The sequence below is a fragment of the Caulobacter segnis genome, from assembly GCF_019931575.1.
GTDB classification, from domain to species: Bacteria; Pseudomonadota; Alphaproteobacteria; order Caulobacterales; family Caulobacteraceae; genus Caulobacter; species Caulobacter segnis_C.
Genome location: NZ_CP082923.1, coordinates 4,651,592 through 4,664,593, shown reverse-complemented (window position 1 = coordinate 4,664,593; position 13,002 = coordinate 4,651,592). Strand labels below are relative to the sequence as shown.

The following is a 13,002-nucleotide window of genomic DNA, read 5'->3' as shown; positions in this document are numbered from 1 at the left end:
GAAGGCGGCGGACGGCTATGGAGGTCGGCATGGAGCGACTGATCCTGATGCGCCACGGCAAGGCCGAACGGCACGCCCAGACCGGGGGCGACTTCGAGCGCGCCCTGGCCGAGAGCGGCCGGGCCGACGCCGCCGTCATGGGCCGGGTCCTGTCCGGCCTGGGGCTGACGCCCGACCTGATGCTGGTCTCCTCGGCCCGCCGCACGCGCGAGACCGCCGAGCAGGTCGCCGCCGGCTTGGCCAAGGCGCGTGTCGAGCACATGCGCGAGCTTTATCACGCCGATCCCGAGGAAATCGTCCAGGCGCTGGAGGACGAGAGCGGCGGCGCGGCGACGGTGATGGTGGTCGGTCACAATCCCGGCATGCACGAACTGGCACTCGGCCTGGCGCTGCGGGGCGGCGCTTCGCCGATCCAGACCAACAAGCTGAGAGGCCGCTTTCCGACCTCGACGGTCGTGGTGTTCGGCCTGAAGGGCGGTTTGGGCGGCGGCCAGCCTCCGGTGCTGGAGCACCTGCTGTACGCGAACGAGAACGGCGGAGCCGGCGGCGAATGACCCTCATCTACAAGATCCTGTCCCGCGCCGAGTGGGACGCCGCCAAGGCCGTCGGCCGGTTCGATGGCTCGGCTGTCGATCATCAGGACGGCTACATCCACCTCTCCGCCGCCGACCAGGCCCAGGAGACCGCCGCCAGGTATTTCAAGGGACTGCGCGACCTCGTCCTGCTCGGCGTCGAGGCCGAGAGCCTGGGGCCGGACCTGAAGTGGGAGGCCTCGCGCGGCGGGGCGCTGTTCCCGCATCTCTATCGCCCGTTGCTGGTCTGCGAGGTGCTGACGCAGAACGATCTTACCCTGGACGCCGACGGCGTGCCGCAGCTGGGCGACCATCTCGCATGAGCCTTCATGATGTCGCCGCCCGCGCCCTGCACGTCTTCGATCCCGAGGATGCGCACGGCTGGGCCATCCGGGGCCTGAAGTGGGGCCTAGGCCCGCGCGACGGCGGTCCGGACGATCCGATCCTGGCTGTGAGGTTGGCGGGTCTCGACCTGCCCAACTGCGTGGGCCTGGCCGCTGGCTTCGACAAGAACGCCGAGGTTCCCGACGCCATGCTGGCCGCCGGCTTCGGCTTCGTCGAGGCCGGCACCGTCACGCCCCTGGCCCAGGCCGGCAACCCGCGTCCGCGCCTGTTCCGCCTCACCGAGGACCAGGCGGTGATCAACCGCATGGGCTTCAACAACGGCGGCCTTGAATCCTTCGCCCAGCGCCTGTCGGCGCGGAAAGAAAAGGGCGGTGTGGTCGGCGCCAACATCGGCGCCAACAAGGACGCGACCGACCGCATCCAGGACTATGTCACCGGCCTGACCCAACTGTGGGGCCTGTCGGACTACTTCACGGCCAACATCTCCTCGCCCAACACGCCCGGTCTGCGCGCGCTGCAGACCAAGGCGGCGCTGGAGGAGCTGCTGGGCCGCCTGTCCGAGACCCGCGCGGCGCTGAGGATCGCCTCCGGCGCCGACTATCCGGTCTTCCTGAAGGTCGCGCCCGACCTGGAGGACGGCGAGGTCGAGGCCATCGTCGAGACCGTGGTCGGCGCGGGCCTGGACGCCATCATCGTCAGCAACACCACCATCGCCCGCCCCGACACCCTGAGGTCGGCCCAGGCCGGCGAGGGCGGCGGCCTGTCGGGCGCGCCGCTGCTGGCGCCGTCGACGGCGGTGCTCAAGCGTTTCCACGCCGCCGCGGCGGGCCGCGTGGCCCTGATCGGCGCGGGCGGTATCGCCGACGGCGCGGGCGCCTACGCCAAGATCCGGGCCGGAGCGCGGGCGGTGCAGCTCTATTCGGCCCTGGTCTATGGCGGTCCGGGCCTGGTCACCCGCATCAAGCGCGACCTGGCCGCCCGTCTGCGGGCCGACGGCTTCGCGGCGGTCGAGGACGCGGTCGGCGCCCCATGACGCGCCCCATGGCACGCGAGCGGGCCGTGACGCTGCTGCGCCGTTTCGGGCCGCTCGCGGTCATCGTGCTGCTGTCCGTGGCCGCCTTTGCCAGCGGCCTGGCCGGTCATCTCTCGCTGGAGGAGCTACGGGCCCGGGGAACAGAGCTACAGGCCTTCGCCCGCGAGAAGCCCGTGCTGTGCGCGGCGATCTATCTGGCCATCTATGTCGGCTCGGTGGCGGTCTCGCTGCCTGGCGCCTTGATCCTGTCCCTGACCGCCGGCTTCCTGTTCGGGCCGCTGGGCGGCGGGCTGGCGGTCATAGGCGCGACCGGCGGCTCGACCGTCACCTTTCTTGTCCTCCGCACCGCCTTCGGCGAGGTGTTGCGCCGCAGGCCCCACGCCTTCCTGGCGCGCATGGCCGAGGGCCTGCGCCGGGACGCCTTCAACTACCTGCTGACCCTGCGCCTGATCCCGGCGTTCCCGCTGCTGGCCGTCAATGTCGCGGCGGGCGTGGCCAACATTCCCGTCCGCACCTTCGTCCTGGCCTCTGTCCTGGGCATGATCCCGAGCTCCTTCATCTATGCCGGGATCGGCGCGGGACTTGGTCATCTCTTCGCGCGTGGCGGTCCTGTAACGATCGAAACCCTCTTGTCGCCACGGATCTATCTTCCAATCATCGGCATGGGCGTTCTGGCCTTTCTGCCGCCGTTGTGGCGCCATTGGCGAAACGGGCGCGCAGCCGCGCCGCTGGACGAGAAGTAGCCGCCCCGGATGGTCGAAACGGTTTCGCCTTCGGAAACTGAACCCGCCCCGCCCCGGAAGCGCTTTCCGTGGCCCGGCGGCCTGTCGGCGCGCCTGCTGCTGTTCACCGCCGTCGTCGTCGCGTTCGGCGGCCTGCTGATCCTGCCGCCGGCCCTGGCGGCCTACGAGGAGCAGTGGCTGCTGGACCGCGTGCGGGCCGGCGAACTGGCCTCGACCATCGCCGAGTCCGACCCCGAGCTGCGGGTCAGCGACGCGGTCGCCAACCAGATGTTCGACCAGGCCGGGGCCGTGACCGTCGCCGTCCAGGTCGACGGCGCCCGCCGCCTCGTCTTGCCGCCCAAGCAGCCGTTCGAGACGCCGTATCTCGTCGACCTGCGCCGTCAGAACCCCGGCTCATGGCTGGCCGCGCCGTTCTTCACCCTGACCAGCCCCAAGGGCAGCATGGTCCGGGTGATGGCCGAGCCGCGCTTCCGCAAGGCCGAGTTCGTCGAGGTGGTGCTGCCCGACGCCCCGCTGAAGGCCAAGCTGGTCGGCTATTTCTGGCAGCTCGCGGGGGTGACGGTCTTCGTGGCGGGTCTGGCGGGCCTCCTGGTCTACGCCTTCCTGAACATCTTCCTCGTGCGTCCCATGCAGCGCATCACCCGCGCGATGGAGGCGTTCCGCGGCGATCCGGACGACCCGGCCGCACGCATCGCGCCGTCGAACCGCCGCGACGAGATCGGCCGCGCCGAGCTGGAGCTGGACCGCATGCAGGCCGACCTGCTGGCCGCCCTGGCCTCCAAGGCGCGCCTTGCGGCGTTGGGCGAGGCGGTGGCCAAGATCAATCACGACCTGCGCAACATGCTGACCAGCGCCCAGATGGCCTCCGATCGTCTGGCCGCCTTGGGCGATCCCAAGGTGGCCCAGGCGTTGCCGCGTCTTGAAAGGGCCCTGGACCGCGCCATCACCCTGGCCTCGGACGTCATGGCCTATGGCAAGTCCAAGGAGCCCGAGCCGGTCGTCCGGGTCATGCCGCTGCGCCCGGCCCTGGAGATGGCGGCCGAGGACGCCGGCTTGACGCCCCAGGGCGTGGGCCTGGAGACGGTGATCAGCGCGCGCGAGCAGGTGCTGGCCGATCCGGACCAGCTGCACCGCATCCTCACCAACCTGCTGCGCAACGCCCGCGAGGCCATCGAGGGCGCGCCGGACCGGGGCGGCAAGGGCAAGGTGTTCGTCGAGCTTCGTCGCGCCGACGGCATGAGCATCCTGCGCCTGTCGGACGATGGCCCCGGCGTGCCGGAACGGGCGCGAGCGAACCTCTTCCAGCCCTTCGTCGGCTCGGTGCGGCGCGGCGGCACGGGTCTGGGTCTGGCCATCGCCCGCGAGCTGGCGCAGGGTCATGGCGGCGATCTGGCGCTGGTGGAGACCGGACCGGGCGGCTCGGTGTTCGACCTGACGCTGGCCGGGGTCCCCGACCCGCTGCCCGAGTCGCCGTCCGAACCCGGCGACCGCGCCGCCGACGCGTCAGCTTCCTAGGAGGATCCGATGACGACCACCTGGACCATCGCGGTGATGATCGGCGCCTCGCCCGACAGCGCGCCGATCCACGAGATCACGGTGGAGGCGCCCGACGCCCCGAGCGCCCTGCGCCGCGTGGCGGCCATGGTCGCGGTGCAGGAGGCGTCCGACGCCGAACTGCTGATCGACGGGCAGGAGGAGGTCTTCTCCCGGGCCGAGGTCGAGGCGGGCCTGGAAGAGCACCAGGCCCACACCTGACACCCCTTTAGAGGCCCTTGGCCACGCCCTCGCGACGCGGATCGGCGCCGCCTTCCAGCATGCCGCCGGGACGCACGATCACGCCGTGCAGGCCCGAGCCCTCGATCTGGCCGACCTTGACGTTGACGCCGCGCGCGTTGAGCGCGGCCAGCATCGCCGGGCCGAACAGGTCGGCGTCACCTGAATAGGTGTCGCCGCGCGCGACGACGTTCGGCAGCGACACGGCCTGCTGCATGTTCAGGCCCCAGTAGAACAGCCCGACCATGGCCTTGAGGTTATAGGACAGGATGGCGTTGCCGCCGGGCGAGCCCAGGGCGGCGACCAGCTTGCCCTTCTTGTCCAGCACGATCAGCGGGGCCATCGACGAGCGCGGCCGCTTGCCCGCCGCGATGGCGTTGGCCGCCGGAGCGCCGTCCTTCTCCTTTGGCGCGAACGAGAAGTCGGTCAGCTGGTTGTTCAGAAAGAAGCCGCCCACCATCCGGCCGTTGCCGAAGATGCTCTCGACCGTGGTGGTCATCGAGACGACGTCGCCGGCGGTGTCGACCACGACGAGGTGGGTGGTGCCGCCTGGCTCCTTGGTCATGTCGACGCCGACCTTGGGCGCGCCCTTGGGGTGGCCGAAGGGCGGCGCCTCACCGGCCGTCGGCGTGATCAGCTTGGCGCGGTCGGCGACGTACTTGGGGTCCAGCAGGCCGGCGACCGGCACGGTCACGAACGCGGGGTCGCCGACATAGCGGTCGCGGTCGGCGTACATGACGCGCTCGGCCTGGGCCAGCAGGGTCCAGGCCACCGGATCGGTCGGGCCGCGCTTGCCGATGTCGGTGTGCTCCAGCATCTTCAGCGCCTGGATCACCGCCAGGCCCGAGGACTGCGGGTTGGGCACGCAGACCGTGTAGACCTTCCACGGCTGGCACAGGGCCGGGGCCGAGCGCGGCTTGTAGCGCTTCAGGTCCTCCAGCGTGATGCTGCTGGGCAGGTCGCCCTCGTGCAGGCGATCGACGATCGCCTGGGCGATCGGGCCTTCCAGCAGGGCCGAGGGGCCTTGGGCGGCGATCTTGCGGACCGTCTCGGCATAGGCCGGGTTCTTCAGCACGTCGCCGGCCTGGTAGCGGGTCCCGTCGGGCTTGGTGAAGTACTTCACCGCGTCAGGCTGGGAGGCCTGGGGCGCGCGCGTGCTGTTGATCATGCCGGCCAGGCGCGGGCTGACCACGAAGCCGTCGTCGGCCAGTTTCTCGGCGTCGCTGAAGAGCGTGCTCCAGGCGATCTTGCCGTGCTCCTTCTGGGCCTGGGCCAGCATGGCCACCGCCCCCGGCACGCCGGTCGAGCGGCCCGACAGCACCGCCGTCACGAAGGGCAGGGGCTTGCCGTCGGCGCCCAGGAACATGTCAGGCCCCGCGCCGCTGGGCGCCGTCTCGCGGCCGTCATAGGCCGTCACCTTGCCGCTCTTGGCGTCGTAGAAGACCAGGAAGGAGCCGCCGCCCAGCCCCGAACTCTGAGGCTCGACCAGGCCCAGAACCGCCTGAATGGCCACGGCCGCGTCGACGGCCGAACCGCCGTCGCGCAACACCCGAAGGCCCGCCTCGACCGCCAGAGGATTGGCTGCGGCGACCATGCCCTTGCTCGCGAGCGAGGTCGAAGCCGGCTTCGGCGTCGGCATGCCCAGCGGGATCGACTCGGCCAGGGCCGCGACGGGCGAGAGGGTCAGTTGGAGGGCCGCGGAGAGGGCGAGCAGGGACACGAGACGACGCATACGGATCCTCGACAGACGTAAAGGGAGGGCCTGCCCGCCATCCCGAAAGCGCCCATGGACACCAATAGGGCGATGCTGTCACGCCCAGTTAGTCTGGCGCCGGCCTCAATCCGTCCGCCTGAACCTCAGCCGTGCAAGGGCGGGGCGCCGATCGAACGCCGATGCGCCAAACTTTTCGAAATTATCCGCGAAACCGGGCTTGCGTCCCCGGATTGAACCGGCTATCTCCCCCGCCTCGCCGCAAGGCAGTGCGCGCCCGTAGCTCAGCTGGATAGAGCATCAGACTACGAATCTGAGGGTCGGACGTTCGAATCGTTCCGGGCGCGCCATTTTCTCCAAGAAAATCAATGACCTGACCGCAGGTGGCGCGAGCGCCCCAGTGCAGTCGTGCGATTTGCACTGGGTTTTGCACTGGGGTTCGCAAGCATTGCGGCTCAATGGTCGCTCGACCTCGCCATCCGACGATACGGTTCGCCACGGCTCGCCGATGGAATCGCCTGAATGAGGCGTGATTTCTCCGACGCTTATTGGCCGTTCGCCCAGTGTCCGCGCTTGGCGGCGCGCGCTTGGTCTTCCGCCGCCCGGTAGGCGCCTTTGCTGTAGCGTCGATACTCCGTGGCCAGGCCTGACCGGATCAGGGCCGCGTTGATGTCTGGCGTCGCGTCCGACCAACACCGGCCAACGAAGCGGCCGTAGTGATCGCGCTCGACAAATCGGCACCCCACCCGACCGCGCGTCAGGCGTATGAGTTCGTCGCGAGCTTCGTAGGCGAAGGGCTCGGCGGGCGTTTTGCCTCGGCGAACTTCTGGGGCGTCGACGCCGAACAGACGAACCCGCTCATCGCCGCAGCGAAGGGTGTCGCCGTCGTGAACGGCGGGCGCGGTGCAGGCGATGATCGAGGCCGCGACAGCAAACAACATCAGTATGGTGTGGCTCCGGGTCTGGACCGGCGCCCGAGGCGATTCATCGGGGGCGAGCTTTGCCTGATAAGGGCTCCACACAGACGCCACCAGCAGAACCCCATCGGCAGCCCATCAATCGCAACTGTGGTCGCGCAGTCCGCTTGCTGGGTCAGAGCCTGGAGGCCATGTTCAACCGCCCTCGCAGTTTCGCGATGCCCCGTCGGAGGCGCTTTTCCAATGATCGTGTCGTTGACCAGGTGGGTGGCTCGTATCGTGCTCGCCGGAGCCGTTGTGACCTTGGTCGTCGCAAGCCTGACCTGGTTGACCGTGGTCATCGGTGGCTACCCCGCCAGTCTCGACATCGAGCCCGGCCGTTTCTTCTCCACGCTCCGGTCGGTGGGGGTGTGGTCCTTCAGCATCGCCATCGGCGGCTGGATATTCCTGCGTTGGTACGGGGCCGACCGTCACGCTCGCTAGGTCGAAGAGGCGGCGCCCGCCCGCAGCCTGCGCTAGGGTTGGAAAGAGCTGTTCTGAAGGCAGACGGGGGCAGGCGGAATGGAACCGGTCGGACGCACGCGGCTGTGGTCGTTCTTGAGCACCGCGACCGAGGCTTTGGAGGTGACGAACACCAAGGTTCGCGCCGATCCAGGCTATTTCGTCGACAGCTATCCGACCTTGGCCTCAAAGGTCGCCGAACTACAGTGGCGCAATCGCGCCCACGTCATGCTGTTTCGCGGCCAGGCCGGCGACTATCTGAGCACCAAACACCTGACCATGTTGCGCCCGACGATCTTTCGCGCGCCGCCGGCGAAGAAGACCCTTGCAAAGGGTCTGGTCGAGAAGCGTTTCAAGGCGCTCGATGAGGCCGAGGCCGCCCTTTCGGATGGGTACGACGCCAAAAAGCGCCTCGGCCGCCAGCGTGTGGCCCGGGAGCGTCTGCTGCGCTGGTCCATACTGCAGCACTACGAGGTTTGCCCCACGCCGCTGCTCGACGTCTCGCAATCCCTGCGGATCGCCGCCTCGTTCGCCTCTTTGGGCAAGACGCGCGAAGCCTACCTTTACGTGCTGGCGGTCCCGAACATCAGCGGCGCCATCACCGCTAATGCTGAGAGTGGGCTGCAGATCGTTCGGCTCTCGAGCGTTTGCCCACCTTCGGCGCTGCGCCCTCATATCCAGGAGGGCTATCTCCTGGGCGAGTACCCCGAGATGATCGGTGTGGCTCAGGCCCTCAAGTACGATCACTACGAGATGGATTTCGGCCGGCGCATCGTCGCCAAGTTCCGCTTCAACCCCGCCACCTTCTGGGCGAATGACGCCTTCCCAGTGGTTCCGGAAGCCGCGCTCTATCCGCCGACGAAGGATTGGCTTCAGGAGCTCACGGACAAGATCAAGGCCGACGTCGCGCCGCTATTGACCTGAGATCGAGAGGCGGCGCGCCGTGATCGCCTATTTGTCCTTGGTTTTCGTGCCGAACAGGTTCGGCGCGTCCGGTGGGCCGAAGATCACGCTGAAGGTGAAGGCCTTGTCGTCGAAGAGGTCCGACGTCCCACTAGCCTTGCCATAGCTCAACGCCGCCCAGATCCCGTTTTCCTTGCTGCTGATCCGACGCTTGGCCGAGACGAGCCAGCGCTCGCCGTCTCGCGAGAAAGCAGCCTGGGCCGGATCGCGAGCATCGACGTCCATCCAGCCGTACTGAGCGGCGAGCTGGGTCTTCTGCGTGACGTGCTCGATGCCGACCCAGACACTGGAGCTGTCGGCCCTGAACTTCGGCGTCGTGTCGTCGCCGGTCTCCAAGGTCTCGTTCCAACCGAACCGACCGCTGACCCCCACCATGAGGTAGCGCAAGAGGCCGGCTTCTTCGTCGCCAGGCTTCTTACCGATCACGCGCGCCAGGGGATAGCGGGCGCCGATCCACACGGCTCGGCCGGCTGGGTCGAAATCCTCCATGTCCCCGTTGTTGCCGGTCCACAGGGTCGCAAGGCCGACGTTGATCTGCGGTTGGTAGATCGCCTGCTTGGAAACGGCCTTTTTGCAGCCGTTGATCTTCTCGGTGATCCCGAGCCGTTCCGCGTAGCTGTCGGAGACCTTGTCGGCGGCCTTGTACTGCTTCGCGAGCAAGGCCTTCAGCGCCTTGATGTAGTAGGCCCGCTCGGCGCCGTCGAATGCCGGCTCGGCATTGGGCGCTCCCTTGGCGGGGAGGTTCTGCGCCTCCGCGATCAAGGTTTCGTACTCTGCAACCCGCGTTGCGTTGCCCCGCTTCTCGGCGAGCGCTTTCAGGTAGCTCAGCGCCTCGATCTCCTGCTTGTCCGGAGCGGGCAAAGTCGGCAATGGCGGGTCGGCCGAAGTCGGCGTGCCGAAGAGCGCGACAAGCTGGGCGCGATCGCCGGCCGACAGCGGCGCGCCGCTCCCCAGGCGATTGCGTAAGCCATCCAGTCGGTAGTCTCTCTCGGCAAAAGCATTCACCGTCGCGTCGTGCAGGCCCCACTCGGAGATCCCTTGCACGCAACTGTCGAAGAGCCAGTCGCCGGCCGCGGTCTTCTGCAGCAAGGGGTCGCTGAGCCGCAGGAGTGAGGTGCTGTAGGACAAGGCCATGCGGGAGGCCTTCGCCTTCTTGGCGTCGCCGCCTGCGTCGTCCCCGTTCGTGCCGCCCCAACCCAGATGGCCGCGCCAAAGGACCTGGCTGATCGGATCGAGCTTTCGGTAGTCGCCCAGGGTGTTGCGCTTGGGGCCGCCGAACAGCCAGGCCATGGAAACGTCCAGGCCAGCGCTTTCTCCCGCCGCCCCGTCGCCAAGCGAGGGCAGGCTGATAATGAAGGGCTTGAAGCTAGTCGAAACGGTCGTCTTGTCCGGCGAAAGTCCGGCCAGGCTCAAGGCCGGTGATGTCGGCGCGCCATAGTCGAAACCGAAGATGCCCTCGTTGGCTGGGTCGCGCTTCTTCAAAGTCGCTTCCTGAGGGCCATCCTGCGCGATGGCATTTCCCGCGATGCTTACCGCAGCGGCTAGCAGCGTCGCCGTCGTGAGCCGGCGCATCAGGTGAGCATCACGCTGAAGACCCGCGAGCGACCGCCGGCCTGGATGGTCACGACTTGGACGTAGCCTTGGCCGTCCGCCGGAAGAGCCTCGCCATCCTCGTCCGCTGGCAAGGCGTTTCCTTGTTGACTGACCATGAGCCGGCCGATGGCGTCTCCGTCGATCGCGCCGCCTTGGAAGGTGATCAGAAACTCAATCGGGAGGCCGTCTGTAACCCATTGGGCGACGTGATCGGTCGAGAAGCTCCACTCAGGCGGTCCTTTGGAACCGCCGCCGGCCGTCGGGGCCAGCAAGAGCCCACTGGTAGGACCGCCCTGGCCGCCGCGATAGCGCAGCTGGATATTGCCCGCGCCCAGGTTGGTCATCTTGGCGCGGACCACGAGCCCACGCTGCAATCTGCCTCGAAAGATCATGGAAAAGCCCCCCGGCTACGAGAACAACCTACACGGTAACATTCCGCGTATCAATGTTATGCGTGCGCGGTTTCGGGGGCGCCTTCAGATCGATCTCCTAGGAGCTGAGGCGAGTCCACGGACAAGAAGAGGCAAGTCGCCCACTCACGGCTAGTCCGGTCACCCTGCGTGGAATGCAAGGAGACTGGCAGTCAGCGCAATGACGAGCTTGGCGTCTCGTCGGTCGAGTTGCACCTCATTTGGATGGGCGCCCAAGTGGCTGAAATGAACGAGGGCGCCCTCGACCGCGAGTTGCCGCTGCTCCTTGGTCATGCCGCGACGGTCCGTGCCGCAGCGTTCGAGCGCCTTGTTGGCCCAGCCCTCCGCACGCCCTTCAAGCACAGCCAGCGCGTCGAGCGCCGTGCGGCAGCAGGTGATGCTCTCAGGATAGCGCCCCTCGGCGAAGAGATGCTGCGCTCGCCGCAGCGTTTCCGTGAGCGTTCGATGGGCCTCGGGCGGATCGACGAACGGCATCGGAATTTCGAGAAGCGTGACGTCCAAAGCCTTGGCCGCCACCAACTTGTCGATCCAGGCTGAACGCTCCTCGCGAAGCCAGAAGTCCTCATGGATCCGTTCAATGCGGTCAGGATCGGAACGCGGACCGCCCTCGCCCGAGACGACCAGTTTGAACGTCAGGTCGCCGCAGTTTCGCAGCGTCTCGATCGCCGCCAACTGATGCGCGGTTACGGAAAGCCTGAATTGCACGCTTACGGTTGAGGGCGTTGGCCTGGTGGCAAAGCGCAGGGGTGTCGCCGGACGGGCAAGGCCGAGTCCAGCCAGGCGGCCTTGAGCGCCATCGACCAGGACGTCGGCGCTATGAACGAGGGCCCAATAGTCTGGGTTGGGCGTCACGGTCTGGCCCTGGAGCCAGAACACCAACTCGAAACCCCCAAGGGTGGTTTGGATCTCGACCTTGTCGAGGATGAGATTGACCACGCCCTGGGATCCGACGCTCAGCATCTTCATGCGATCGCTTTCCTTCTCGCGGCGGACGGGGCTAGGCGCGCCCAATTCTAAGGCTAAGCTGGCCACACTCAGCCAAATGCCGCCGTGATGGAAGCCGTCACGCTGGCTACACGGCGCTGGCGACCCATCAGGAGAGCGATCGGCGGACACGCTCGGTCCCGCCGCGCCCTTCGGGCCGCCTCCGGCTCGCGGCTCCTGCGGGCGTGTCCCTTCGGGCAGGCTTTGGCCTGCCGCCGATCGCTCGACGCCGCCTCCCGAGCGCGCGTCGCGCGCTCTCCTGTACAGGCTTCATTGTCATCAGCGCCCGACATGCGGGCGCGCAAGGCTTGGGGCTCCGCCCCCAGCGCACTTCGGATCGTCTTCCGCCCAGCTTCGGGCTTTGTCGAACCCTCGTGAACCTTCGGGCCTCCAAGCCCTGCAGCCGGGTCCCCGCGAAGCCGCTCCTTCGCTTGCACCCCCGGTCTCGCCGACGGGCGCCGGGTTGCAGACGCGCCTTCTGCGTCCGCAACCCGACGACCCAAGGAGAGAGCAAGATGGCTGACGCGGAGAGCCTGGAGCCCCGGATCTATGTCGCCTGTCTGGCGGCCTACAATAACGGACACCTGCATGGGGCATGGATCGACGTCGAGGACGCCGACGATGTACGCGAGGCCATCGCCGCCATGCTCGCAAGCTCGCCTATCGCGGGCGCGGAAGAATACGCCATCCATGACTATGAGGACTTTGGGGGCGTGGAGATCGCCGAGTATGCGGGGATCGACCGGGTGGTCGAGATCGCCGGCTTCCTGCGCGAGCGTGGCCCACTGGGCGCCTTGGTGCTTGAGCATCTGAGCGGCGACCTCTCCGCAGCGGCCGAGGCGCTCGACGATGGATATCGGGGGGTGTTCGCGCGTCTGGCCGACTACTTCCAGGAGCTGACCGAGGAAACCACGGCCATCCCGGAAAGCCTGCGCTACTACATCGATTATGACGCCATGGCCCGTGACGCCTCGATCAACGGCGACGTCTTCACGCTCGAGGCCCCTCATGGCGAGGTGCATGTGTTCTGGGGGCGCTAGGCCTGGCAAGGACGAGGGCTGGCCAAGTCTGGCTCCCGAGCGTCGGGGGCCGGGCGCGGCGCCCTTTGGGGGCGCCGCGCGGGTCACCGGTTCAAGAGGTCAGGGTCGCGTTCCGCTCGAAGACCACCCGCTCATTGGTCCCGAGCTGGGCGCGATAGCCGGCGCCGCGCCAGGCGCGGGTTTGAACGGCGCCGCCGCTCGCCGCCGCTTCGTCCCACCACACCGCACGCGCCGCCGCCTTGGGCAGGAGCGCGCCGATCATGTTCTCGATCTCGTTGAAGGTCATCTCGACGCGCGCGGCCCGTTGCCGGGCAAGGTAGCGTCGCAGGGGCTCGTACTTGGACATCGGCGCACGTTCACCATGTTGGGGGCCGGCGCAAGCGCGTAGCGACGCGG

General features: G+C 68.0%; 15 protein-coding genes and 1 tRNA gene. 10 read left to right on the top strand and 6 right to left on the bottom strand.

Annotation, left to right across the window (positions count from 1 at the left end):
- Positions 1-29 precede the first annotated feature (29 nt).
- Genes K8940_RS21185 through K8940_RS21160 form a run of 6 tightly spaced genes read left to right on the top strand, consistent with a single transcriptional unit; the run spans position 30 to position 4,448 of the window.
- Positions 30-554, top strand: a complete 525-nt coding sequence (locus K8940_RS21185) for a SixA phosphatase family protein (RefSeq protein ID WP_223392022.1) — start codon at positions 30-32, stop codon at positions 552-554.
- On the top strand, positions 551-895 hold the full coding sequence (locus K8940_RS21180; RefSeq protein ID WP_223392021.1) for a DUF952 domain-containing protein: 345 nt from the start codon (positions 551-553) through the stop codon (positions 893-895). The genes K8940_RS21185 and K8940_RS21180 overlap by 4 nt, the downstream gene beginning before the upstream one ends.
- The gene (locus K8940_RS21175; protein ID WP_223392020.1) at positions 892-1,950 is read left to right on the top strand and encodes a quinone-dependent dihydroorotate dehydrogenase; all 1,059 of its coding nucleotides are present in this window, start codon (positions 892-894) and stop codon (positions 1,948-1,950) included. Before K8940_RS21180 ends, K8940_RS21175 begins: the two co-directional genes overlap by 4 nt.
- Positions 1,951-1,958: 8 nt before the next feature.
- Positions 1,959-2,693, top strand: a complete 735-nt coding sequence (locus tag K8940_RS21170) for a TVP38/TMEM64 family protein (protein WP_223392019.1) — start codon at positions 1,959-1,961, stop codon at positions 2,691-2,693.
- A gap of 9 nt (positions 2,694-2,702) precedes the next feature.
- Entirely contained in the window at positions 2,703-4,208 is a 1,506-nt protein-coding gene (locus tag K8940_RS21165) for a sensor histidine kinase (protein WP_223392018.1), read from the top strand.
- 9 nt (positions 4,209-4,217) lie between these two features.
- On the top strand, positions 4,218-4,448 hold the full coding sequence (locus K8940_RS21160) for a hypothetical protein (RefSeq protein WP_223392017.1): 231 nt from the start codon (positions 4,218-4,220) through the stop codon (positions 4,446-4,448).
- A gap of 7 nt (positions 4,449-4,455) precedes the next feature.
- Here the strand turns inward: K8940_RS21160 and ggt are convergent, their stop codons facing one another.
- Positions 4,456-6,198 (bottom strand): gamma-glutamyltransferase, encoded by a 1,743-nt coding sequence (ggt, locus tag K8940_RS21155; protein ID WP_223392016.1) that lies wholly within the window; start codon positions 6,196-6,198, stop codon positions 4,456-4,458.
- Positions 6,199-6,450: 252 nt separating this feature from the next.
- Here ggt and K8940_RS21150 point away from each other — a divergent pair.
- Positions 6,451-6,527 (top strand) — tRNA-Arg (locus tag K8940_RS21150).
- 195 nt (positions 6,528-6,722) lie between these two features.
- Here K8940_RS21150 and K8940_RS21145 read toward each other — a convergent pair.
- Positions 6,723-7,118 carry a thermonuclease family protein gene (locus K8940_RS21145; RefSeq protein ID WP_223392015.1) on the bottom strand — a complete coding sequence of 132 codons (396 nt, stop codon included), beginning with the start codon at positions 7,116-7,118 and terminating at the stop codon, positions 6,723-6,725.
- A gap of 219 nt (positions 7,119-7,337) precedes the next feature.
- On the opposite strand from K8940_RS21145, the gene K8940_RS21140 reads away from it, so the two are divergent.
- Both K8940_RS21140 and K8940_RS21135 read left to right on the top strand, forming a co-directional pair.
- A complete protein-coding gene (locus K8940_RS21140) occupies positions 7,338-7,577 on the top strand; it encodes a hypothetical protein (protein WP_223392014.1) in 240 nt (79 codons plus the stop codon).
- 114 nt (positions 7,578-7,691) lie between these two features.
- A complete protein-coding gene (locus K8940_RS21135; RefSeq protein ID WP_223392013.1) occupies positions 7,692-8,519 on the top strand; it encodes an FRG domain-containing protein in 828 nt (275 codons plus the stop codon).
- 27 nt (positions 8,520-8,546) lie between these two features.
- Here K8940_RS21135 and K8940_RS21130 read toward each other — a convergent pair whose 3' ends face one another.
- The 3 genes from K8940_RS21130 to K8940_RS21120 all read right to left on the bottom strand — a co-directional run bounded on the left by K8940_RS21130 (position 8,547) and on the right by K8940_RS21120 (position 11,548).
- Positions 8,547-10,130, bottom strand: a complete 1,584-nt coding sequence (locus K8940_RS21130) for a hypothetical protein (RefSeq protein ID WP_223392012.1) — start codon at positions 10,128-10,130, stop codon at positions 8,547-8,549.
- On the bottom strand, positions 10,130-10,495 hold the full coding sequence (locus K8940_RS21125; protein ID WP_223392011.1) for a hypothetical protein: 366 nt from the start codon (positions 10,493-10,495) through the stop codon (positions 10,130-10,132). The genes K8940_RS21130 and K8940_RS21125 overlap by 1 nt, the downstream gene beginning before the upstream one ends.
- Positions 10,496-10,702: 207 nt before the next feature.
- Positions 10,703-11,548, bottom strand: coding sequence for a hypothetical protein (locus K8940_RS21120; protein ID WP_223392010.1), 846 nt, complete (start codon positions 11,546-11,548; stop codon positions 10,703-10,705).
- 533 nt (positions 11,549-12,081) lie between these two features.
- On the opposite strand from K8940_RS21120, the gene K8940_RS21115 reads away from it, so the two are divergent.
- Entirely contained in the window at positions 12,082-12,606 is a 525-nt protein-coding gene (locus tag K8940_RS21115; protein ID WP_223392009.1) for an antirestriction protein ArdA, read from the top strand.
- Positions 12,607-12,697: 91 nt separating this feature from the next.
- Here K8940_RS21115 and K8940_RS21110 read toward each other — a convergent pair whose 3' ends face one another.
- Positions 12,698-12,952, bottom strand: a complete 255-nt coding sequence (locus K8940_RS21110; RefSeq protein ID WP_223392008.1) for a hypothetical protein — start codon at positions 12,950-12,952, stop codon at positions 12,698-12,700.
- Positions 12,953-13,002: the final 50 nt, after the last annotated feature.

What these genes read in the sequence shown, in the direction of transcription:
- K8940_RS21185 (WP_223392022.1), top strand. Translation starts at nt 30, where the DNA reads ATGGAGCGACTGATCCTGATGCGCCACGGCAAGGCCGAACGGCACGCC.
- K8940_RS21180 (WP_223392021.1), top strand. Translation starts at nt 551, where the DNA reads ATGACCCTCATCTACAAGATCCTGTCCCGCGCCGAGTGGGACGCCGCC.
- K8940_RS21175 (WP_223392020.1), top strand. Translation starts at nt 892, where the DNA reads ATGAGCCTTCATGATGTCGCCGCCCGCGCCCTGCACGTCTTCGATCCC.
- K8940_RS21170 (WP_223392019.1), top strand. Translation starts at nt 1,959, where the DNA reads ATGGCACGCGAGCGGGCCGTGACGCTGCTGCGCCGTTTCGGGCCGCTC.
- K8940_RS21165 (WP_223392018.1), top strand. Translation starts at nt 2,703, where the DNA reads ATGGTCGAAACGGTTTCGCCTTCGGAAACTGAACCCGCCCCGCCCCGG.
- K8940_RS21160 (WP_223392017.1), top strand. Translation starts at nt 4,218, where the DNA reads ATGACGACCACCTGGACCATCGCGGTGATGATCGGCGCCTCGCCCGAC.
- ggt (WP_223392016.1), bottom strand. Translation starts at nt 6,198, where the DNA reads ATGCGTCGTCTCGTGTCCCTGCTCGCCCTCTCCGCGGCCCTCCAACTG.
- K8940_RS21145 (WP_223392015.1), bottom strand. Translation starts at nt 7,118, where the DNA reads ATGTTGTTTGCTGTCGCGGCCTCGATCATCGCCTGCACCGCGCCCGCC.
- K8940_RS21140 (WP_223392014.1), top strand. Translation starts at nt 7,338, where the DNA reads ATGATCGTGTCGTTGACCAGGTGGGTGGCTCGTATCGTGCTCGCCGGA.
- K8940_RS21130 (WP_223392012.1), bottom strand. Translation starts at nt 10,130, where the DNA reads ATGCGCCGGCTCACGACGGCGACGCTGCTAGCCGCTGCGGTAAGCATC.
- K8940_RS21125 (WP_223392011.1), bottom strand. Translation starts at nt 10,495, where the DNA reads ATGACCAACCTGGGCGCGGGCAATATCCAGCTGCGCTATCGCGGCGGC.
- K8940_RS21120 (WP_223392010.1), bottom strand. Translation starts at nt 11,548, where the DNA reads ATGAAGATGCTGAGCGTCGGATCCCAGGGCGTGGTCAATCTCATCCTC.
- K8940_RS21115 (WP_223392009.1), top strand. Translation starts at nt 12,082, where the DNA reads ATGGCTGACGCGGAGAGCCTGGAGCCCCGGATCTATGTCGCCTGTCTG.
- K8940_RS21110 (WP_223392008.1), bottom strand. Translation starts at nt 12,952, where the DNA reads ATGTCCAAGTACGAGCCCCTGCGACGCTACCTTGCCCGGCAACGGGCC.